The organism is Paenibacillus sp. B46(2026) (genome assembly GCF_056786355.1).
The window spans coordinates 3,718,768-3,739,259 of sequence record NZ_CM165907.1 but is presented as its reverse complement, the minus strand read 5'-3'; the positions used below and the strand labels follow the sequence as shown (position 1 = coordinate 3,739,259).

20 protein-coding genes, 1 pseudogene and 1 riboswitch are annotated in these 20,492 nt (G+C 39.6%); of the genes and pseudogenes, 20 read left to right on the top strand and 1 reads right to left on the bottom strand.

Going from position 1 to position 20,492, the window contains the following annotated elements:
• Positions 1–26: 26 nt before the first annotated feature.
• From AC1S8V_RS16635 to asnB, 12 genes are all read left to right on the top strand, one after another.
• Positions 27–356: an ArsR/SmtB family transcription factor gene (locus AC1S8V_RS16635; RefSeq protein WP_482069970.1), complete on the top strand. Its 330-nt coding sequence runs from the start codon at positions 27–29 to the stop codon at positions 354–356.
• Complete coding sequence (locus AC1S8V_RS16630; RefSeq protein ID WP_482069969.1) at positions 353–1,798, top strand: arsenic transporter; 1,446 nt, start codon at positions 353–355, stop codon at positions 1,796–1,798. Before AC1S8V_RS16635 ends, AC1S8V_RS16630 begins: the two co-directional genes overlap by 4 nt.
• 2 nt (positions 1,799–1,800) lie before the next feature.
• A complete protein-coding gene (gene arsC, locus AC1S8V_RS16625; protein ID WP_482069968.1) occupies positions 1,801–2,226 on the top strand; it encodes an arsenate reductase (thioredoxin) in 426 nt (141 codons plus the stop codon).
• Position 2,227: 1 nt separating this feature from the next.
• Positions 2,228–2,671, top strand: coding sequence for a protein-tyrosine phosphatase family protein (locus tag AC1S8V_RS16620; protein WP_482069967.1), 444 nt, complete (start codon positions 2,228–2,230; stop codon positions 2,669–2,671).
• A gap of 335 nt (positions 2,672–3,006) precedes the next feature.
• Complete coding sequence (locus AC1S8V_RS16615) at positions 3,007–3,564, top strand: YdhK family protein (RefSeq protein ID WP_482069966.1); 558 nt, start codon at positions 3,007–3,009, stop codon at positions 3,562–3,564.
• Positions 3,565–3,975: 411 nt separating this feature from the next.
• A complete protein-coding gene (gene spoIIP, locus AC1S8V_RS16610; RefSeq protein ID WP_482069965.1) occupies positions 3,976–4,968 on the top strand; it encodes a stage II sporulation protein P in 993 nt (330 codons plus the stop codon).
• A 245-nt stretch (positions 4,969–5,213) separates the two neighbouring features.
• Positions 5,214–6,128, top strand: coding sequence for a WD40/YVTN/BNR-like repeat-containing protein (locus AC1S8V_RS16605; protein WP_482069964.1), 915 nt, complete (start codon positions 5,214–5,216; stop codon positions 6,126–6,128).
• A gap of 232 nt (positions 6,129–6,360) precedes the next feature.
• Positions 6,361–6,981 carry a nitrite reductase gene (locus AC1S8V_RS16600; protein ID WP_482069963.1) on the top strand — a complete coding sequence of 207 codons (621 nt, stop codon included), beginning with the start codon at positions 6,361–6,363 and terminating at the stop codon, positions 6,979–6,981.
• 184 nt (positions 6,982–7,165) lie between these two features.
• Positions 7,166–8,557, top strand: a complete 1,392-nt coding sequence (locus AC1S8V_RS16595; protein ID WP_482069962.1) for a sensor histidine kinase — start codon at positions 7,166–7,168, stop codon at positions 8,555–8,557.
• An 89-nt stretch (positions 8,558–8,646) separates the two neighbouring features.
• Entirely contained in the window at positions 8,647–9,354 is a 708-nt protein-coding gene (locus AC1S8V_RS16590) for a response regulator transcription factor (protein WP_482069961.1), read from the top strand.
• 169 nt (positions 9,355–9,523) lie between these two features.
• Positions 9,524–9,657, top strand: a riboswitch (cyclic di-AMP (ydaO/yuaA leader).
• Between the two features lie 5 nt (positions 9,658–9,662).
• Positions 9,663–10,136 carry a C40 family peptidase gene (locus AC1S8V_RS16585; protein WP_482069960.1) on the top strand — a complete coding sequence of 158 codons (474 nt, stop codon included), beginning with the start codon at positions 9,663–9,665 and terminating at the stop codon, positions 10,134–10,136.
• Between the two features lie 208 nt (positions 10,137–10,344).
• Positions 10,345–12,240 carry an asparagine synthase (glutamine-hydrolyzing) gene (gene asnB / locus AC1S8V_RS16580; RefSeq protein WP_482069959.1) on the top strand — a complete coding sequence of 632 codons (1,896 nt, stop codon included), beginning with the start codon at positions 10,345–10,347 and terminating at the stop codon, positions 12,238–12,240.
• A 558-nt stretch (positions 12,241–12,798) separates the two neighbouring features.
• On the opposite strand, the gene AC1S8V_RS16575 is transcribed toward asnB, so the two are convergent.
• A complete protein-coding gene (locus AC1S8V_RS16575; protein ID WP_482069958.1) occupies positions 12,799–14,397 on the bottom strand; it encodes a multicopper oxidase family protein in 1,599 nt (532 codons plus the stop codon).
• 148 nt (positions 14,398–14,545) lie between these two features.
• On the opposite strand from AC1S8V_RS16575, the gene AC1S8V_RS16570 reads away from it, so the two are divergent.
• The 8 genes and pseudogenes from AC1S8V_RS16570 to AC1S8V_RS16535 all read left to right on the top strand — a co-directional run bounded on the left by AC1S8V_RS16570 (position 14,546) and on the right by AC1S8V_RS16535 (position 20,392).
• Positions 14,546–14,866: a metal-sensitive transcriptional regulator gene (locus AC1S8V_RS16570; protein ID WP_079350242.1), complete on the top strand. Its 321-nt coding sequence runs from the start codon at positions 14,546–14,548 to the stop codon at positions 14,864–14,866.
• Positions 14,867–15,073: 207 nt separating this feature from the next.
• Positions 15,074–16,214, top strand: a protein-coding gene (locus AC1S8V_RS16565) for an IS630 family transposase (protein ID WP_482069957.1) whose coding sequence is annotated in 2 segments (ribosomal slippage) — positions 15,074–15,522 and positions 15,521–16,214 — 1,143 coding nt in all. Because the reading frame shifts where the segments join, the coding sequence is not laid out codon by codon here.
• Positions 16,215–16,363: 149 nt separating this feature from the next.
• Positions 16,364–16,462 (top strand): annotated as a pseudogene (locus AC1S8V_RS16560) (metal-sensitive transcriptional regulator); the annotation flags it as partial.
• Between the two features lie 70 nt (positions 16,463–16,532).
• A complete protein-coding gene (locus AC1S8V_RS16555; protein ID WP_482069956.1) occupies positions 16,533–16,736 on the top strand; it encodes a cation transporter in 204 nt (67 codons plus the stop codon).
• A 57-nt stretch (positions 16,737–16,793) separates the two neighbouring features.
• Positions 16,794–17,030 (top strand): glutaredoxin family protein, encoded by a 237-nt coding sequence (locus AC1S8V_RS16550; RefSeq protein WP_079350240.1) that lies wholly within the window; start codon positions 16,794–16,796, stop codon positions 17,028–17,030.
• 242 nt (positions 17,031–17,272) lie between these two features.
• On the top strand, positions 17,273–17,602 hold the full coding sequence (locus AC1S8V_RS16545) for a four-helix bundle copper-binding protein (protein ID WP_110821631.1): 330 nt from the start codon (positions 17,273–17,275) through the stop codon (positions 17,600–17,602).
• A gap of 251 nt (positions 17,603–17,853) precedes the next feature.
• A complete protein-coding gene (locus tag AC1S8V_RS16540; RefSeq protein ID WP_482069955.1) occupies positions 17,854–18,051 on the top strand; it encodes a cation transporter in 198 nt (65 codons plus the stop codon).
• A gap of 19 nt (positions 18,052–18,070) precedes the next feature.
• Positions 18,071–20,392 (top strand): heavy metal translocating P-type ATPase, encoded by a 2,322-nt coding sequence (locus AC1S8V_RS16535; RefSeq protein ID WP_482069954.1) that lies wholly within the window; start codon positions 18,071–18,073, stop codon positions 20,390–20,392.
• Positions 20,393–20,492: the final 100 nt, after the last annotated feature.

Genomic DNA, 20,492 nt, shown 5'->3' with positions numbered 1-20,492 from the left:
CGAAGATAAGCACAGGGGAGGTACATATGGAACAACAAATTCAGGAGATAGCTGAAGCATATAAGCTATTAGCTGATAAAACGCGGTTAACCATCGTTGCATTGCTGAAAGAACAGGAACTTTGTGTATGTGATATTACGGACATTATTGGGATGTCTCAACCAAACGCCAGTCAACATCTCCGGAAACTAAAGTCCGCCGGTTTTCTTAATGAGAAGAAAAAAGGGCAGTGGGTGTACTATTCCCTTAATCCAGAAGCAGAAGCATATGTTCAGTGTGTGTATCCGTACCTGCCTTCCATGAAAGAAAAAATAGCAGGATTGAAAAACTGCTGCGGCCCTCAGGAGGAAGCATGACCATCATCGCGATTTTAATCTTTTTGCTTACACTCACTTTTGTAATATGGCAACCAAAGGGGCTTAATATCGGGTGGTCAGCATCTGCTGGAGCTGTTCTCGCTCTCCTATTTGGAGTCGTAAGTCTATCCGATGTGGGTACGGTTACAGGGATAGTATGGAATGCGACGCTTGCTTTCGTGGCCATTATTCTGATTTCACTTATTCTAGATGAAATCGGCTTTTTTGAATGGGCTGCACTACACATGGCAAGGCTCGCAAGAGGAAATGGTAAGCTGATGTTCGTTTATGTTGTTCTTCTTGGTGCAGGGGTAGCAGCGTTCTTTGCGAATGACGGTGCCGCACTGATATTAACGCCTATTGTGCTTGCCATGGTCCGAGCGCTCAAGTTTGATCAAAAGATGATTTTGCCTTTTATTATTGCAAGTGGTTTTATTGCAGACACAACTTCGCTCCCACTTATAGTCAGCAATCTTGTCAATATTGTTTCAGCTGATTACTTTGGTATTGGTTTTGTGGAGTATGCCAGTCGGATGATTATCCCTAATTTCTTTTCCATATTAGCGAGTCTTCTGGTCTTGTTCTTGTTCTTGTTCTTCAGAAAAAGTATTCCTGGGAACTACGAAGTCAGTCAGCTCAAAAAGCCAGTTGATGCAATCAAAGACAAGAAGCTGTTCAAATTCTCTTGGGTGATTTTAGCTGTGCTACTTGTCGCGTACCTGATGAGTGAATTTATTCAAGTGCCGGTTTCAGTCATCGCTGGGGTTATTGCAATCTTGTTTATTTTGGCCGCACGCCGCAGTCAGGCAATACAAACGTGGAAGCTCATCAAAGGGGCTCCATGGGCAGTCGTGATTTTCTCCATTGGTATGTACGTCGTCGTCGTTTATGGACTACGAAATGTAGGATTAACGGATGAACTTGGGAAGGTCATTCAAGCTATTGCCGACAAGGGGCTCTACATCTCCACAATCGGCATGGGATTCCTAGCTGCTATATTGTCTTCGGTCATGAACAATATGCCCACAGTGATGATTGATGCGCTTGCTATTGATGGGACCAATACACAAGGTGTCATTCGAGAATCCCTGATTTATGCCAATATTATCGGCAGTGACTTGGGTCCTAAAATCACTCCGATCGGTTCACTTGCAACACTTTTATGGTTGCACGTACTGTCCCGTAAGGATGTAAAAATTACGTGGGGAAGTTATTTCAAAATTGGGATTGTGCTCACCATCCCAACGCTCTTTATCACGTTAACAGGACTGTATTTGTGGCTACACTTGATTCATTCAACAAACATAAACGTGTGGTTAATGATTGCCGTAATCACAGTAGTATTGGTTGTTATCGCTATGAGCTTTAAAGCTTTGATTAATCCAAAAATGGGCGTAGCGAAAATAAAAATAAGCCAACCCGAAGATAAAGGAGATCAATAATTTTGAATAACAAACCACTTGTTTACTTTTTGTGTACAGGAAACTCTTGCAGGAGCCAAATCGCCGATGGATTTTTGAAGGCACTCGGTAGTGATAAATACGAGGTGAGAAGTGCAGGGTTAGAGGCGCATGGCTTAAATCCTCGTGCTGTTCAAACGATGAAAGAAGCTGAAATCGATATTTCAAATCATACATCGGATGTCATTGATCCTGAAATATTAAAACAAGCAGATTACATCATCACGCTTTGCGGTCATGCCAACGATAATTGTCCAGTTGTACGTAATGACAAAGCTGAAAGATGGCACTGGGGCTTCGATGATCCAGCCAAGGCTACAGGTAAAGAGGAAGAAATCTCAGCTACTTTCGCTGAGGTTCGTGATTCAATCAAAGCTCGTATAGAGCAGTTTTTGAAAGAAGGTAAGTAAAATGAATCATGCCAAAAAGGAGTACCATGCACTCATTGCTGACAAAATCTTTATGGGCGGAGCTGCAGACGTGGAGGCAATGGTTCTTAACGAAGGCATTGAAGTCGTGGTGGATCTGCGGGAAGAAGCAACAGAGTGTGCGTATCCTGCAGATCATGTGAAATGGGTGAAAGTTCCGCTTGATGACAACACAAAAGAAAATGAAGCCGAGCTTTTTAAACATGCGATCGATGAGGTTGTTGGAGCCTATAACGCCGGCAAGAAAGTTGCCTTTCACTGTGGAGGAGGCAAGGGCAGAACAGGGACCGTTGCAGCCGGGATATTGTTAGAACTAGGGTTGGCGAATACATTTGAAGCTGCTGAGATCAAGGCAAAAAGCATCAGAAGTATCATCAATATTAAGCCTATGCAAAAGGAATTATTACAAAAAATATATTCTAAATAGATTTGATAAAGTGAATTAGGAAACAATATCGTCCGGATTTTGCTTTCGGGGAACGATAGCTCACTAAATCCAAGGAAGCAGCTGACCAATGTGATCGGCTGCTTTTGTTCAACTAACGGGCAGGATAGTTGAATTAAACAAGGGTAGAATATCACCAAAAAACTAGAGGTTGAAATTTGTTCCTAGTGTACATTCTAGAAAAGAAGTTGTTAAAAAGCTCAAATCAATTGGAGGATCTTCACAATATCTTCAAAGTTTTTGGGTAAAATGTTATAGGAATCGATTAAACCCACCCATAAGAACAAAAAAAATAAAAGTGAAGGTGTGTGAAAGTAGTGAAAAAATCACTTATTTTACTTAGCTTGGCAGTTATATTGGTGTTGAGTGCTTGTGGGAACAAGGAAAACAACAACAATTCCAACGCGGCTACAGAAAGCGAGCACTCGAATATGGGTGAGATGGATCATTCAGGATCGGGTGAGGTTCCGGAGGGCATAAAGGATGCCGAGAATCCGACTTATAAAGTTGGAGACGAAGTCGTCATTCAAGCTGATCACATGGAGGGCATGAACGGAGCAAAGGCCACAGTAGTAGGCGCATATGATACGGTAGCATACACAGTAACTTTTACTCCGACTACTGGAGGAGACCCAATACCAGATCACAAGTGGGTTATTCAAGAAGAAATCAAAGATGCAGGCAGTGAGCCCTTAAAAGAAGGGGACAAGGTTACCCTTGAAGCTGATCATATGGAAGGCATGATGGGTGCTGAGGCCACTATTGACTCAGCTGAGAGAACAACGGTTTATATGGTCGATTATACACCAGCAACCGGTGGAAACCCGGTTAAAAATCACCAATGGTTAGTAGAAAGTGAACTTTCTACAAAATAGCTCTTTATGATGAATGACGTCAGAAATGACGTCATTCTTTCTTATGCTGCAATATGTATAGCAAAGTTAAACTACATACTTTATAGATAGTCATGTTCAAGACCTCAAATGTATATATCTAGTTTTTAATGTGAGGAGAAGATATGTGACTTGAAGGTTTCGAAGTAGCATATCTTTCAGAAGTTCTAGCCCCTTAGTCGCTAACCATCGTTGGTATACACATGAAAAGAAAAAGTAAAAAATTGCGTTAGAGAACAGGCAATTAATTCAATAAGATCGATATATAAAAATAGGAAGGCTTTCAAAGACCTTTCTATTTCTATTGCCGGTAAGGGGAGGGCATTTGTTCTATTCTATGAAAAAAGCGAATAGAAATGGTAGAGACAATACGAAAAGGAAGTGAGGAACGAAATGGCTCGAAGAAAAAGAAGGAGTAAGTTAGTCGTTTTTACTTTTCTAGCATCTTTCATAATCTCCTTGAAGGTTATCCCTATGTACATTGACTTCATTCCTGAAGAGGAAAGCCTACTTCCACGCAACCAGGTAAAGGTGAACAACATTACTTCAGATCAAACAGTTGGAATAAAATCTAAAGAAGTAACCAAACTGAGTAAGGATAATCAGACTTCTAAAGATAAGATAACCAACCCAACGACTAAAACAGAAAATGAAAATACAAACCATGAGCATGTGACTAAGAAGCCAAATAACATAACCGTAACGAAAAACACAGACCAGCAAAAAAGTGGTTCTAGATCTACACAACCACAAATTCTTATTTATCATACTCATAACCGTGAATCTTGGTTACCCGAGCTGCAAGGCAAAACCTCTGCAGATGAAGCATTTGACTCTAATATTAATGTCACCTTACTAGGAGAGGACCTCACTAAAAAACTAATAGCGAAGGGGATGAATGTGATTCAATCTACTGATGATTATCCAAGTATAGTCAAGAACTTCGATTACGCTAAATCGTATAGTTATTCGAAGGATACATTGAGTCAGGAATTGTCTAATCATAAATCAATTGACTATGTGTTTGATATCCATCGTGACTCACAACCCAAAGAGCAGACGACCATAGAGTTTGATAAACTTAACTATGCACAATTATATTTTGTCGTAGGAAAAGAAAATCCCAATTGGCAAGAAACGATGGAGTTTGCCACCAAATTACAAAATAAATTAAATAAGAAGATACCCGGAATATCAAAGGGGATATACTCAAAAGATCATTCTAGCGGTAATGGACAATACAACCAATCGCTTGCTGACTCTAGTGCCCTAATCGAAATCGGTGGTGTAGAAAATGTACTTGAAGAAAATTATAGAACGATTTCAATCTTGGCCGATGTAATCCATCAAATCTGGCATGAAGACCATGGCTCAACCCTCTCATAATAGAAAATATACACTCACCCTAATTAGCTCTTGCTGATTGGGTTTTTTATTGATTTTCCCCCACTAAAAGCTAATCATGGGCTGATACATGAGGAATCGTGTTGACCATTGGCTACTGATGGCGCTTGCATATTAATCATTACATTTTGTAGATATAGAGTGTCCTCCTGTATATTTTCGTCAATACACGCAGAATCTTCACAATTTTTCTCTATACTGACCTAAAATTATTTTAGACAAGGAGAATGACCCGTGCCAAAAAGAAAAAAAGGCTATCCCTGGGTGTTGGATTTTATCTCGCATTATCATTAATAGTGATTGTCGGTTTTATTTTCTGGGGGGAGAGTAGAGAAGACAGGGCTGCAAATTTGGATCTATTAACACCTCAGTCCACCACACATCCGCATATCTTTAGTTTTGCAGATGATGATACAACCATATGGATGGGAACTCATAATGGTATATATGAATTTATAGACCAAAAATGGCTGCGAACTAGTACAGAACTTATGACAAGTGATGTAATGGCAATTGAAACGAATCCCAATAATCCCATGAACATCTTTGTCGCGGGTCATGGTTTCCTGAAACGTTCTAATGATGGAGGGGAGACCTGGGAAACTACAGAGAATGGACTTCCAAATAAAGCAAAACCCAATGAGCCGGATGTGCACTACTTAGCGATGGACCCAAGGAATTCAAGTCGATTAATTGCGTTGTTGGCTAGTGCTGACAACAATGTGTATGAAACAAAGGATGGTGGGAAACAGTGGAACAAAATCGGAAGTATCCCCCAAGGGGCATATTCGATTTCTATACTTCCTTCGACTAAAGAGACCATTTTGGCAGCAACGGAAACAGGGCTGGTTCGCTATAATGTCAATGGCAGAGATTTGGAACAGATCCAGATTACAAACGAGCCGGCATATGGAGTACTGTCTTTGTTCGATGGAGGAACGATTATCATGACAGAAAGTGGATTTTTGAAATCTACTGATTTGGAAATGTGGTCTGAGCTTGACGTAGACTTAAATGGTGAGATGCCTTTGGGGATCAAAAGTTCAAAAAAAGATCCCAATCGGCTTATCATTGTGACAGATCAGTATTCGGTTTTTGAAAGCAATGATGGTGGAGAGAATTGGTCTTTAAGGGAATCGTGAAAGATGAAAGAATAAACCTAGGTATCTCCTTTATCATGACAAACAACTTAAATCGATTGTATATATAAACAAAAAAGCTTGAAATTTATACTATAGGGGGGTATTCTAAATTCATCAAACGGTGGACTTAAGTAAGAGTTGCTTAAATGAATCAGTCATATGAAATACATGAAGAGGGCTTTAAACAAAACGTATTCTTCATAACATTCAATAGATTAAAGGAGAAAAACAAGTGAACAATGAAAGATTGATGATTGCAGTTTCCCCACCGGTTCAAGTAGGAGGAAGCTTGTTTACTGCAGTGCAACTTTCAGCTATCAGTAAACTTATGGGTCCAGAGCAAAAGACCGAGATGACTCCGTTTAAACAATTTTATATTGAAGTATCGGCTGAATCGGAAGGCGTCGTAACTGAGAATCTTCGAAGCATTGGACTTGAGGTAAACCCTGCAGGTTATGCAACTAAGGCCCTGATCGCTTGCAATTTCTGTAGAGGACCTGAAGATTCCGGACTAGACATTGCTCAAAAGTTAAATCAAGCTATAGCTGGGATATTGACACCGACACCTCTGAAGATCGGATATGCTGGCTGTGCGCTCGGGACTAGTGAACCCCTCTTGAGAGATATCGGAATCGTTAAAATGAAAGACAAATTCGATATATATATAGGTGGAGATCCAAAGGGAATCAAAGCTTCTTTGGCTGAACTTTTTCTAGTTGGTTTAACGGAAACGGAAGTAACAAAAACGGTAATGAAAATAATCGATTATTACAAAATTCATGCAAAAGGTAAAGAAAAATTCAGTAAGTTTTTGAAGAGAATCACTGCTGAAGAATTAAAGAGAATGCTTTAATTCTATAGTAATTGGCAAAAATAAAATTAAAGCACTGCAAGTGGGAACCGTCTAATACCAAATGAAGTGCATAGTACTGTGCAACGTGAAAAACAATTCGTCCTTTCTGAGTCAAAATTTTATTAGTCGCCATAATGGCGACTGTTTTGTTTTCCTAATATGATTTCAAAAGGTGATATATTCGGTGTGGAATAAAATTCATTTAAAACTCAGCTTTACCATTTTCAGCTTGTTTATTGGGATTTTAATTTTGCTAAGCATTGTACTTAACCTTATATTCACGAATTTTTTGTCATCAAAGGTACACGATGAAGCCAATGAGTTAGCAGCACATTTGTCTACTATGCTTGAGGAGCAAGGTAACAGTGCGGAACAAATGGCCGATTTTACAGGCGTCCAGATGTACATCTTGAGTTCACAAGGAAGATTCATTGAATCAAAGACTTCAGACGCCTCCATTTATCCTAACTATATCTGGGATAATCGCAAATTGTTAGAGGGGAAGAAGGTGGAAAGAGAATTTACTTTTAATAACGAACTTTATCTGCTTCACGGTATCCCTGTAACCACTAATCCAACGGTAAAAGGGATTTACGTGATTAGTTCTCTAGAAAATATGAAGGATTCGATCCAAACGATTAGAAATTTACTGTTTATCACTGGATTTGGAGCACTGTTATTGGCGTTGGGTTGCATCTTTTTTCTATCCAAAAGATTATCGAATCCATTATTAAAAATTGAAAGTGCAACTCGCCAAATTGCCAAAGGAGAACTGAATCTTGAAATTCCTGTGGAAACTAAAGATGAGATTGGTTCATTGTCACAAGCCATAAACGACCTCGCTAAAGAATTAAAACAATATCGAGATAATCGTTCGGAGTTCTTTGCCAACGTCTCCCATGAATTGAAAACACCAATTACTTATATGGAAGGGTATGCAGACATATTGGCTAAAGATCTTGTGGAAAATGATGAAGAAAAGAAAAAATATCTACAAATCATCTCTGAGGAAGCACGACGTTTAAATGTAATCATAAATGATCTCTTTGAATTGTCTAAGATGGAAGAAGGTAAAATTGACTTAAAACTAATGTCTGTCGAACCCACTTCGATTATTCAAAGGTCTATAGATAAGGTTCAATTAAAAGCCAAAGAAAAAGATCTTACGATTCGAAGTAAGTTGAGTCCTGTACCTCATATTTTTGTAGATTCTAACCGACTGGAACAGATTATTTTAAATCTATTGGATAATGCCATTCGTTACACAGCCGAGGGGTACATTCAAGTTTCTTTAACTTCTGAAATAGGCGCGGTAGTGATAAGCATTTGCGATACGGGGCCCGGAATTTCAGCAGAAGAACTTCCAAATATATTTGAACGTTTTTACCGAGTTGAGAAATCGAGATCTCGGGCGTATGGAGGAACAGGATTGGGGCTTTCCATTGTTCAAAGTCTTGTTTTACAACAAGGAGGAACAATACATGTGGAAAGTAAAATTGGAGAGGGGACGCGATTTAAAGTAATTTTCCCGTCCATCACATCTTCTTCATTAAAATCACACAGCTTCAAAATATAATATGTAAAACAAATGAGCTAATGATAGTTGACATTTACGGTCAGAAACCGCATATTGCTAAAGATTAATGAAATGGATGGGATGACCATATGAATAAGTTGAAAGCATTAGTTATTGATGACGAATGGAATATGAGAAATCTGTTGCGAATTTATTTAACTAAAGAGGGTTTTGATATTACGGAAGCTCATAATGGAACCGAAGGACTGTCCTATCTTCAGAAAAATTCGTATCATGTCATTTTATTAGACGTTATGATGCCCGATATGGATGGATGGCATCTTTGTGAAAAAATCAGATCGTTTAGTGAAACACCTATATTGATGCTTACAGCTCGAGGGGATGTGAAGGATAAGGTACATGGGTTAGGTGCCGGTGCTGATGATTATATGGTGAAACCTGTAAATTCAGATGAACTCATTGCTCGCTTGTTTGCGCTTATTCGACGATCTTCACAGTCTCTAAGCCTCAAAGAAATCGGTAAAAAAATCATGTATACAGACATGATTATTTATCCAGATCGAAGACAGGTTATGGTACTTGACACAAATTTGGATTTGACCCAAAAAGAACTTGATATATTGCTTATATTGGCCGAGCATCCACAAAGAGTTTTCTCTAGAGATGAAATCATAGAACGTCTCTGGGGAAGTGACTTTTTTGGGGATAACCGAGTCGTAGACACCCATGTGAAAAATATCCGGGAGAAGTTGCAGTTGGCTGGCTTGGAACAGAATCCCATTCAAACGGTTTGGGGCATAGGGTATAAGTGGTTGTATAGTGTAGAGGAGCCTTGAACTTATAACTAGAATTCGGCAATACAAAAAGAACTTGTGCTAAGAAGCGATCCTCCCTAAGTTTAGCAGGAGACGGTCGTTTCTTTTCTTTTTTAGTATAAGATATACGAGAATTCCACATTAAATCCACACAATTTAACAATATAATATTCTATAGGTTACAAATATTTAACTATTTTTGCCGAATTTCGTATTGAAAACGGGGGAACCATTTGTTGGGTGAATTATTCTTGCAAGAAAAGAATATAGGGAGCCTTTAACCGAATCCTTAAGCTAACTCCGTAGGCATCTAAGGGAGGAACAAAAGTTTGAAGAAAGTTATTTTATCGGTGCTTGGAGCAGCAGTTTTATTTACCTCCACAGCAACAGGGGCATTTGCTAGTCAGGCAAAACTAACAGAAGAAATAAAAGAAGTGGTTGGAACGCCATACCTTTATGGTGGGACAACAACATCTGGTTTTGATTGTTCCGGTTTTATCCTGTATGTTTTTAATAAGTTTAAACTAGATTTGCCGCGCACTTCTAGTATGCAAGCAACAAAGGGATCGTTTGTAGAGAAAGAAGAACTACGCCCAGGGGATCTCGTTTTCTTTAATACGAATGGTCGCAGCATTTCCCATGCAGGTATTTATGTAGGTGACAATCAATTTGCACATTCATCAAGCAGTAAGGGTGTTCGAATTAGTAGCTTATCTGAAAGTTATTATAAAACCAAATATGTTACAGCTCGTCGAGTGGTTAGCGAGCAGAACTATCTTAAAATGGTTGACGATAGTCATTAAAATGGACAAGCCCGTGGGTAATTCACGGGTTTTTCCATTTTGTTTAGCAACTTGCCTCGAACAGATAAAGCCATTCTCAGTGAACTAAACCAATAAATAAGTAAATAACTTAACAAACTGTGATTTATGATGTGGACATTAACCTTTCACAGATTCCACATACATAAAAGCTAAACTAATCTTATATCGATTAGAGGAGAATAGCCCAATGTGTGGATTTGTAAGTTTATATAACAAGTATCGTATGCCAGTAGATGCAAATATTCTGCAACATATGACAGACTCCATAGCTCATCGTGGCCCAGATGATGAAGGGATGTATATCCATGATCATATCGGTCTGGGTTTTAGGAGACTAAGTATACTGGATATCGAGCACGGGGCACAGCCCATGACCAATGAGACCAAAGATATTTGGCTTGTATTCAATGGGGAGATTTATAATTATAAAGAGTTGAAGGATTGGTTAAGCCAAAAAGGTCATACATTTTATACAGATTCGGATACTGAAGTGCTGCTGAGGCTTTATGAAGACGTTGGAATTAAATGTGTCAGCTATTTACGGGGCATGTTTGGTTTCACCATATGGGATCGAAAAAAAGATCTTTTATTTGCGGCAAGGGATCATTTCGGGATAAAGCCTGTATATTTCAGTGAAACCGCCTTTGGATACATGATTGGTTCTGAAATTAAATCGATACTGGCTTCAGGTAGGATTGATCGGGAAGTAGATGAGAATGCACTATATCATTATCTTACATTTCAATATGTACCTGAACCTTCAACCATGTTCAAAGGAATCCATAAATTGAAAGCCGGCCATTATTTGATTGTACAGGATAATGAATTGATCATTAAACCGTATTACGAAGTGAAGTTTGAGCCAAATGAAAACAGGTCCTATTCCGATTTAGTAGAGGAGACTCGATCGGTAATAACGGAATCGGTGTGTATTCACAAGAACTCAGATGTCCCCAGGGGCGCATTCTTATCGGGCGGTATTGATTCAAGCAGTTTAGTTGGATTACTTCATCAATTGGAACCAACCCAAACATTCAGCGTTGGATTCGATATGCCGGGATATAGTGAATTGGATGATGCCAGAAAGACAGCCGCTTATTTTGGGACTGAGCATCATGAAATTCGGATTAATGCCCGCGACTATATAGATATACTACCTTCTCTAATATGGCATATGGATGAGCCAGTAGCAGACCCCTCAGCCGTGGGTCTCTACTTTGTATCGAGGTTGGCTAGTCAGCATGTTAAAATGGCCTTCTCAGGAGAGGGCGCGGATGAATTTTTTGGAGGCTACAACATTTATCAGGAACCATATGCTCTCCGTATGTTTCAGGATCTTCCAGGAAGATTGAGAAGTCTTGCAGGACATCTTGGAAGGTTAATGCCCGATGGCATGAAAGGCAAGGGATTTTTGGAAAGAGGTAGTCTTATTCTACAAGAACGTTACTTTGGGAATGCGAAAATTTTTATGGATCATGAAAAAGATAAGGTATTAGCACCATGGTTAACGGAGCAGGGGGTATGTGAACCGACTCTTCAGGTGACTAAGCCGCTTTATAACCAAGCGAAGTTATATGATGAAGTCACGCAGATGCAGTATATTGATATTCATACTTGGCTGCGTGGAAACATCCTAATGAAAGCAGATAAAATGTCTATGGCTAATTCCTTGGAACTTCGGGTTCCCTTTGTAGACACAAAAGTATTTGAATTAGCTGCTACAATTCCCACAAAGTATAAAGTTACACCTACAGCAACCAAATTATTGCTCCGTGAAGCTATGAAAGGTGTGGTTCCACCTGATGTACAGCACCGAAAAAAATTAGGTTTTCCTGTGCCTACCAGGGTATGGTTGAAAAGTGAATGGTACACATGGGCTAAAAATCTGATTATGACGGCAGACGTAGATCAATGGATCAATAAAACGTATGTCCTACAGCTACTTGAGATCCATAAGGAAGGGAAATTGGATGCAAGCCGTAAATTGTGGACCATCCTTGTATTTATCTTATGGCATCAAATATATATTGAAGATCGTGTGTATTCCTTTTCCGTTCCTTCTTCCAAAAGAATGATTTTGTAATCCTTTATCTTTAACAAAGTTCTCCAAAGGAGATGAGAAAACAAAAACGAAAAACGTTACTGTGCTGAACAAAAATGACCAACATTATTGAAAAGCTGATGGTATCAACCCCTCGAGATAGAGATCATGTTAAAATGAGCTCATTATACCGGGGGGATTTTCGTATGCCACCCAAATAGGGGAAAGCGATAAGCAATAGGACGGTTCGTCTGCTGGTGAAAGAGGGACAGATCAACAAACGAATGAAAGTGAAGTTTAAGATCAAGAGCTTGGACCAAATCAGGAGATAGAACGCAAAAATCCTCATTTTTGTTACTGTTGAGGAACTAAATCTAGAGAGACACTTAATTTGTAGCAGTAGGGCCTACATTTTGTCAGTATCGCTTGTTTTACAATCAGGGCATTTCCAAAACAAATGCGGCGTCACTCCTCGGTTGGATTCCGGAGAAGATCGCCGCATAATGGATTCTTCTGTTTTTTAGTATCTCATTGACTAGACTTGACATTTGTATCAGCAGATTATAATAGAGCGTGGAAAATGCTTCTCATTAATTATCCTTATTCAGCCACGTTATCTACATTCGGATCAGGTGTATAGTTACTTTCATAATCTGTATACACTACTTCCGTTACCATTCCCGCGGAAGCATGGTGCAAATCATGGCAATGGAACATCCAATCTCCTGGGTTATCGGCTTCAAAAGCAACAACGTAGGTTTCCCCTGGTTTAACATTTAGGGTATCCTTCATGATCGTTGACCCCTGATAGGGTTGACCATTTTTACTTAGTACTTGGAAAAATTGACCATGGAGATGCATGGGATGGTCATCCGTCTTGGACTGATTTACAAAAGTAACTTTGACCTTGTCACCTTTCTTGACTTGTATGACATCTGTATCCGGAAACACCTTTCCGTTGATTGTGTAAACCATTTCTCCGTCTTTCATCTCCGTATATAAATTCATAGTCACGTTCTGATCAAATGTTTGATTCAAAGAAAATTTAGGATTTGAAATGTTACCGTATTTCTCTAAATCAAACAGGGGAAGCGTGACAGAAGTATTAGAAATGTCATTTTGAACTTTTGAACCTTCATATTGGATAACGACTTTCATATTTTGTATCGGTGTTTCAGTTCCGTGTTCCTCAAGTAGCCAGGAGCCTGGATTGTCCGCTGTAAATTCAATATCATAACGTTCTCCAGGAGCAATAGAAAGTATTTGATCTTTAATCACCCCGGCTTCATTAATAGGCTGACCATCCGAAGCAATTACTTTAAAATTGTGGCCATGTAAGTGCATTTGATGACTGATAAATCCTGCATTAATTAGGCGAATTCTAACTTTATCTCCTTCTTTCACAGCTAGCTTCTCAATGGCAGGACCTGTTTTTCCGTTTACCGTGTATAGGTCATACATGCTCATATCATGTCCGCCCATACTCAACGTGTCCTCGTCCATATTCTTATCCGAATCGGACATATTCATTTCATTATGATCCATATCTTTCATATCCATGCTGTCGGAATCACCCATACTCATGTCGCCAGAACTCATCCATTCATCTAACATAAGAGTGTAGTCCCGGTCATAGTCATTTTTGAGTTCTTCAACAACAAGCGAACCATACAAGCCTTTATCCACTTGGTTTACACTGTCTTGGTGAGAATGGTACCAATAGGTACCGGGTACATTGGCTTTGAAAACATACGTAAATGTTTTACCTGGTTCAACAGCATCTTGTGTGACGCCAGGAATGCCATCCATATTATTGGGAACCGGGTAGCCGTGCCAATGAATGGAGACAGGCTGATTCAATTCATTTTTTAAATTGATTTTTACGTTATCTCCAACTTTTACACGGATTTGAGGTCCGGGGACAGAATTGTTGAATGTCCAAACTGGTAATATCTTACCTTTGGAAACTTCAAGATTGCTCTCTTGGGCAGTGATCGTGAATTCTTTACCGTTTACCACTGGAGTAGCAGATGTGAATTTCACGGCATTAGGACTGGAATTAACCGTTGTAGGATTATTCATGTTTGAGTGATCCATTTCTTCCATTTCATTGTTTTTAATAGCATTTGCACATCCCGTAGCAAAAATAGCAAAAGAACTAATTACGATAATTCTCTTTACAAGCATAGATTTTTTCATATATCTTTCCTCCATGTTTTGTATTTGTTTGGTAATAACAATAATAGTATAGATAATTTATGTAGAAATAATGTAGTTGATTTTCATTTTGTATAGTATAGGGGGGCTATAGTATAATAAACGTATATAGAAAAGGAGTGATCGGAACATGGGGGATTTAATTCAAGAGCAGGAGTCATGTAACACGGAAGAACGTAGAAGCCATCATTCTGAGAAAACAAAGAATAATTTGATTAGCCGGCTTAACAGAATTGAGGGACAAGTTAGAGGACTAAAGGGATTAATAGAAAAGGACACTTATTGTGATAATGTGCTGAATCAAATCTCTTCAGTCCAAGCAGCATTGAACGGGGTAGGTAAACTTTTGTTAGAGCATCACATGAAAAGCTGTGTAATGGAACGCATTCAGGAAGGTGAAAACGAAGTTATTGATGAATTATTAGTTACTATAAATAAATTAATCAAATAGTGTTGTAAACAAAAGAGGGTTCTTGCAACCCTTTTTTGTTTACAGAAAATATTTTGACAAATATACGGTAGGGGGGTAACCTAGAAAAAAGGAGGTGTGTACCTTGAATGACATTCCATTGGACAATATAGAACTAGTGTTCCATCAGTCTAAATATAGTTAATTTTTGGAACATCTGATATAGTCAAAGTAAAACGAGGTTATTTCATGAAAAGTCGAGACTATATCGTTAGCTTATCTCCTGAACAACAACAAGAATTGAAACAGATCTGCAGTGCAGGGACTTACACAGCGCGTTTTTTGGGGCGAGCCCAAATCCTTCTGTGGGCTGATGAAAATCGCTCAAATGGCAGACTTTCGGATGTAGAAATCGCCGAGCGTTTGCAGATACACACCAATACCGTGCATCTCGTTCGCAAGCGCTTTGCCGAGCAGGGACTTCAACCTGCGTTGGAGCGAAAAAAGCGTTTGACACCTCCGAATCCACCCAAGGTGACCGGTGAACTGGAAGCCCGGATTATCGCGCTCAGTTGCAGCGAACCTCCTGCCGGGAAAAGTCGTTGGTCTTTACGGATGCTCGCAGACAAAGCGGTTGAACTGAATTATATTGAAAGCCTTTCTTACGATACCGTGGATAAAATTTTAAAAAAACGAACTCAAGCCTCACCTTCGTAAAAGCTGGTGTATTCCACCCCAACAAAATGCCGCATTTGTGGCAGCGATGGAGGATGTGCTCGAAGTCTATCGCTTGCCTTACGATTCGAATTGTCCGGTGATTTGTATGGATGAAAAACCCTACCAGCTCGTGGACGAAGCACGAAATCCTATCCCGATGAAGCCTGCCAAACCGTTGAAAGAAGATGCCGAATATGTACGCAAGGGAACGTGTAGCATCTTCATCTTTATCGAACCGCTTGGAGGATGGCGTCATGTGAGTGTGCGATCCCGGCGCACGAGAATCGAATGGGCCGAAGAAATCCGCGAGTTACTTGACGTCCATTATCCCGATGCCCCGAAAGTCCGCTTGGTGATGGATAATCTGAATACCCATGCCATTGCATCGTTATATCAGGCATTTGAACCGGAAGAGGCTTTACGACTAGCGAAACGTTTGGACATTCACTATACCCCAAAACATGGAAGTTGGCTGAACGTCGCAGAGATTGAACTCAGTGTAATGACCCGTCAGTGCCTGGGTTGCCGAATCCCCTCAGAAACCGAACTGGCTCGCGAACTTTCGGCATGGGAAAACGAGCGTAACGCATCTCAAAAGGGAGTGGATTGGCAATTCACTACCGAGGATGCCCGAATTAAACTCAAACGATTATATCCACTTTTTAAAGACTGATGGAACACTAGGTTATTCATCCAAATACAATCGGAATCATATGCCTACTCGTCTAAACTTTATTGAAGGGCAGATAAGGGGATTCAAGGGTCTTATTGAGAAAGATAACTACTTGATCAAGATTGAATCAAATTTAGGCTGCTGAGGCAGCGCTAAATGGTATCAGCAACGTTCTTTTGAGAGGGCATATTCAGGACTGTGTGGTGGATCGGATTCAACAAGGCGATACTGAAGTGGGAATGAATTAATGAAAACAATTCAATCCATAATAAAATAACATATATTGAAATCACAATTAAAAGGGGAGGGTATTCGAAAATGGAAAATGTTACGATGAAAGTTAAAGGAATGTCGTGTGGACATTGTGTAAACTCAATAGAAGGGGCTCTGAATCAGATAGGAGCTGACGCAAAAGTGATTCTTGCCGACGAAAAAGTTGAAGTGAAATTTGATGAAACAAAACTTAAGCTCTCGGCTATTAAAGAAGCGATAGAAAATCAAGGTTACGACATAGTTGAATAACAACGTTTTTAGTCGATCTTCCTGAACTGTAAGATCACATAGAAGAAGGTGAAGCGTATGAATGTCGAGGTATATACAACACCAACTTGTGAAGATTGCAAAAATTTCAAAAAATTCTTAAATGATCATCAAATACCGTATACAGAGTTTAGTATAGCTGATAATCCAGAAAATGCTGTTATACTTCGTGAACGAACAGGTAAAAACTTGGTACCTACAATTTTCATTGATAATGAAGTTTATTTCGGATTTGTCTTCAATCGTCAAGAAATTGAGCAAAAACTTCTTGATTAGGAAAGGATATATAAAATCGATTTACTAACCTAAGGTATAGGTTATTTCTGCCAACTCACTAAGATGAAATTAGAGCATATGGGATTAAAATTTCTAAACCATTAAAACAGATTACACATGAATCCCTTATACTCTAGAGTAGTTGATTATCTTCTGAAATGCTCCATGAATAGAATATTTTTATATGGGGTATATATAGAATAGGGGACTACCCTAAATTTATATATAAAGGAGATTTATTAATGTCACATCAAAAGTACAAAGAGTGTATTGAAGAGTGTTTAAAATGTATGGTCGCATGTAATCATTGTTATGTTTCTTGTTTGGATGAGGAGCATGTGGGAATGATGAAGGAATGTATTCGCTTGGATCGTGAATGTGCGGATATCTGCGAATTTGCCGCTCATGCGATGTCGATCAATAGTAAATATGCTAAAGCTATATGTCTGGTTTGCGCAGAAGCTTGTGAAGCGTGTGGAAACGAATGTAAAAAACATGATCTTGAGCATTGTCAGCAATGCGCAGAAGCATGCTTTGCTTGTGCAAAAATCTGTCGTGAAATGGCCGCTTAATAAAAGACAAGTAACACCTAAGGGGTTTTCTCAGAATCAGTTCTTAAATTCCGAGAAAATCCCTTCTTTAACGAATTCCTAAGAAACAATCGATTTATATAAAGGGATTAACATAATACATATCAACAATAAAATGGGCTGAAAATTATTGAGTCTTGCTTGACATAATATAGGGTAGGGGAGTATTGTATGTATATAGAGTCAAGCAAATCTTACGAAATAGAAATCTCGAATAAAAGGAGTAATGAATTATGCAAAATGTAGTGTTAAATGTGAAAGGCATGTCTTGTGGACATTGTGTCAACTCGATCGAAGGTGCTTTAAAATCACTCGGTGTTCAAGGGGATGTTAATCTTGAAAATGGCACTGTTACCGTAGTATATGATGAAAATAAAGTGACTCTAGAGCGCATTAAAGAGACTATTGAAGAGCAAGGATACGAAGTCTAAAAGGTGAGGTGTATATGTAGTGTCAACAATCGAAGAGAAAAAAGCACAAACATCACTTCAACTCACAGGTATGACTTGTGCCGCTTGTGCTTTAAAAATTGAAAAGGTTCTGAACAAGCTGGAAGGTGTATCAGAAGCTAACGTAAACTTTGCGATGGAAAAGGCGACAGTAACGTATGACCCGAGTAAAGTCGACATCGGTAAGATGGAAGCAAGCATTGAGAAGCTTGGCTACAGTACAGTTAAGGAAGCTGTTGACTTGGAACTTGTCGGAATGACTTGTGCGGCTTGTGCCTTGAAAATCGAGAAGACTCTGAATAAGTTACCCGGCGTAAGCACGGCCACCGTTAATTTCGCCATGGAAGTTGCTCATGTCGAATATAATCCGGCAGATGTTTCTGTGACTGATATGCAAAAGAGAGTAGAGAAACTCGGATATCAAGCTGTACCCAAACAGGAACAAAGCGACCCGGCGGAACGTCGACAAAAAGAATTATCAAAACAAAAACGAAAACTTCTTATTTCTGCTATTTTATCATTTCCCCTGCTCTGGGCGATGGTAAGTCACTTTTCATTCACTTCGTGGGTATGGCTGCCAGATCTCTTTATGAATCCATGGTTCCAATTGATTTTAGCAACTCCTGTTCAATTTTATATCGGAAGACCCTTCTATATTGGTGCATATAAAGCATTACGTAATGGTAGTGCGAACATGGACGTTCTCGTTTCATTAGGGACCTCAGCAGCCTACTTTTACAGTCTATATCTAACCGTTGTGTGGGCGTTTGAAGGCGGTAGCGTACATCATGGCCCAGCGATGTACTATGAAACAAGTGCCGTGTTGATTACATTAGTGGTAATGGGGAAACTGTTTGAATCCCTGGCAAAAGGACGTACGTCTGAAGCCATTAAATCACTAATGGGACTTCAAGCCAAGACAGCAATAGTTGTCCGAGAAGGTCAAGAATTGACCATTCCCGTGGAAGAAGTGATTGCAGGTGATGTTGTAATTGTTCGCCCAGGTAGTAAAGTGCCTGTCGATGGGGAAGTTCTGGAAGGCCTATCATCTGTGGATGAATCGATGCTTACAGGCGAAAGCCTCCCTGTTGAAAAAAAAGCTGGGGATGCTGTTATTGGAGCCACCATTAACAAAAACGGTGTGCTTCGAATTAAAGCAACAAAAGTAGGTAAAGAAACTGCTCTTGCACAAATTATTAAAGTGGTCGAGGAAGCGCAAGGTTCAAAAGCTCCTATTCAACGGGTAGCCGACGTCATCTCCGGGATCTTTGTACCTATTGTTGTAGGTGTCGCTGTAGTGGCATTCTTGGTATGGTACTTTATAGTTACACCTGGTGACTTTGCAGGTTCTTTAGAAAAAGCAATTGCAATTCTGGTTATTGCTTGTCCTTGTGCTCTAGGGCTTGCTACACCAACCTCCATTATGGCTGGTTCTGGTCGCGCAGCTGAACTTGGAATCTTATTTAAAGGTGGAGAACATCTGGAACAGACCCATAAAATTGATGCAATTATTCTCGATAAAACAGGTACAGTAACAAAAGGTAAACCTGAACTTACCGATGTTTTGGTCGAAGGCGATGAAACAGATTTCCTTAAACTTGTGGGGGCAGCAGAGAAAAATTCAGAACATCCATTAGCTGAGGCTATAGTTACGGGCATTATGGGAAGAAATATTGAACTGCCCGGGACGGAATCCTTTGAAGCCATTCCAGGTTTTGGAATCAAGGCTGTTGTGGATGGTAAAGAGTTATTAATTGGTACCCGTCGCCTTATGGATAAATTCGATGTAGAAGCAAAACAAGCTTACAACATGATGTCTACTTTAGAGGAATCTGGGAAAACAGCTATGCTTGTCGCTATTGATAAAGAGTATGCGGGGATGGTTGCTGTGGCAGATACCATCAAAGAAACCTCGCAGGCTGCCGTCAGCCGTTTGAAGGAAATGGGTATCCAGGTCATTATGATTACAGGAGACAACGAACGGACGGCAAAAGCGATAGCGGCTCAAGTTGGCATTGATCACGTCCTCGCTGAAGTTCTTCCTGAAGGTAAAGCGGAAGAAGTAAAAAAATTGCAAGCTCAAGGTAAAAAGGTAGCGATGGTAGGAGATGGTATCAACGATGCTCCGGCCCTTGCTATGGCAGACATCGGGATGGCTATTGGCACGGGGACGGACGTGGCTATGGAAGCTGCTGATGTAACTTTGATGCGTGGCGATCTATCAAGTATCCCTGATGCCATCTATATGAGTCGTAAAACTATGGCTAATGCAATAAGCTTAACTTCAACGGACTACTGTAAAAATCATGTGCAGCCTTTTTAAACTTAGTACTATTTCACAAAACTCGTATTTTGTACATATGTATATATTAGGATTGGCGTTAATCTCTAGATGCATGTCTGATGTCTGAGGACAAGAACAT

Coding starts and splice junctions, on each gene's coding strand:
- AC1S8V_RS16635 (WP_482069970.1), top strand. CDS start 27: ATGGAACAACAAATTCAGGAGATAGCTGAAGCATATAAGCTATTAGCT.
- AC1S8V_RS16630 (WP_482069969.1), top strand. CDS start 353: ATGACCATCATCGCGATTTTAATCTTTTTGCTTACACTCACTTTTGTA.
- AC1S8V_RS16620 (WP_482069967.1), top strand. CDS start 2,228: ATGAATCATGCCAAAAAGGAGTACCATGCACTCATTGCTGACAAAATC.
- spoIIP (WP_482069965.1), top strand. CDS start 3,976: ATGGCTCGAAGAAAAAGAAGGAGTAAGTTAGTCGTTTTTACTTTTCTA.
- AC1S8V_RS16605 (WP_482069964.1), top strand. CDS start 5,214: ATGACCCGTGCCAAAAAGAAAAAAAGGCTATCCCTGGGTGTTGGATTT.
- AC1S8V_RS16590 (WP_482069961.1), top strand. CDS start 8,647: ATGAATAAGTTGAAAGCATTAGTTATTGATGACGAATGGAATATGAGA.
- asnB (WP_482069959.1), top strand. CDS start 10,345: ATGTGTGGATTTGTAAGTTTATATAACAAGTATCGTATGCCAGTAGAT.
- AC1S8V_RS16575 (WP_482069958.1), bottom strand. CDS start 14,397: ATGAAAAAATCTATGCTTGTAAAGAGAATTATCGTAATTAGTTCTTTT.
- AC1S8V_RS16570 (WP_079350242.1), top strand. CDS start 14,546: ATGGGGGATTTAATTCAAGAGCAGGAGTCATGTAACACGGAAGAACGT.
- AC1S8V_RS16555 (WP_482069956.1), top strand. CDS start 16,533: ATGGAAAATGTTACGATGAAAGTTAAAGGAATGTCGTGTGGACATTGT.
- AC1S8V_RS16550 (WP_079350240.1), top strand. CDS start 16,794: ATGAATGTCGAGGTATATACAACACCAACTTGTGAAGATTGCAAAAAT.
- AC1S8V_RS16545 (WP_110821631.1), top strand. CDS start 17,273: ATGTCACATCAAAAGTACAAAGAGTGTATTGAAGAGTGTTTAAAATGT.
- AC1S8V_RS16540 (WP_482069955.1), top strand. CDS start 17,854: ATGCAAAATGTAGTGTTAAATGTGAAAGGCATGTCTTGTGGACATTGT.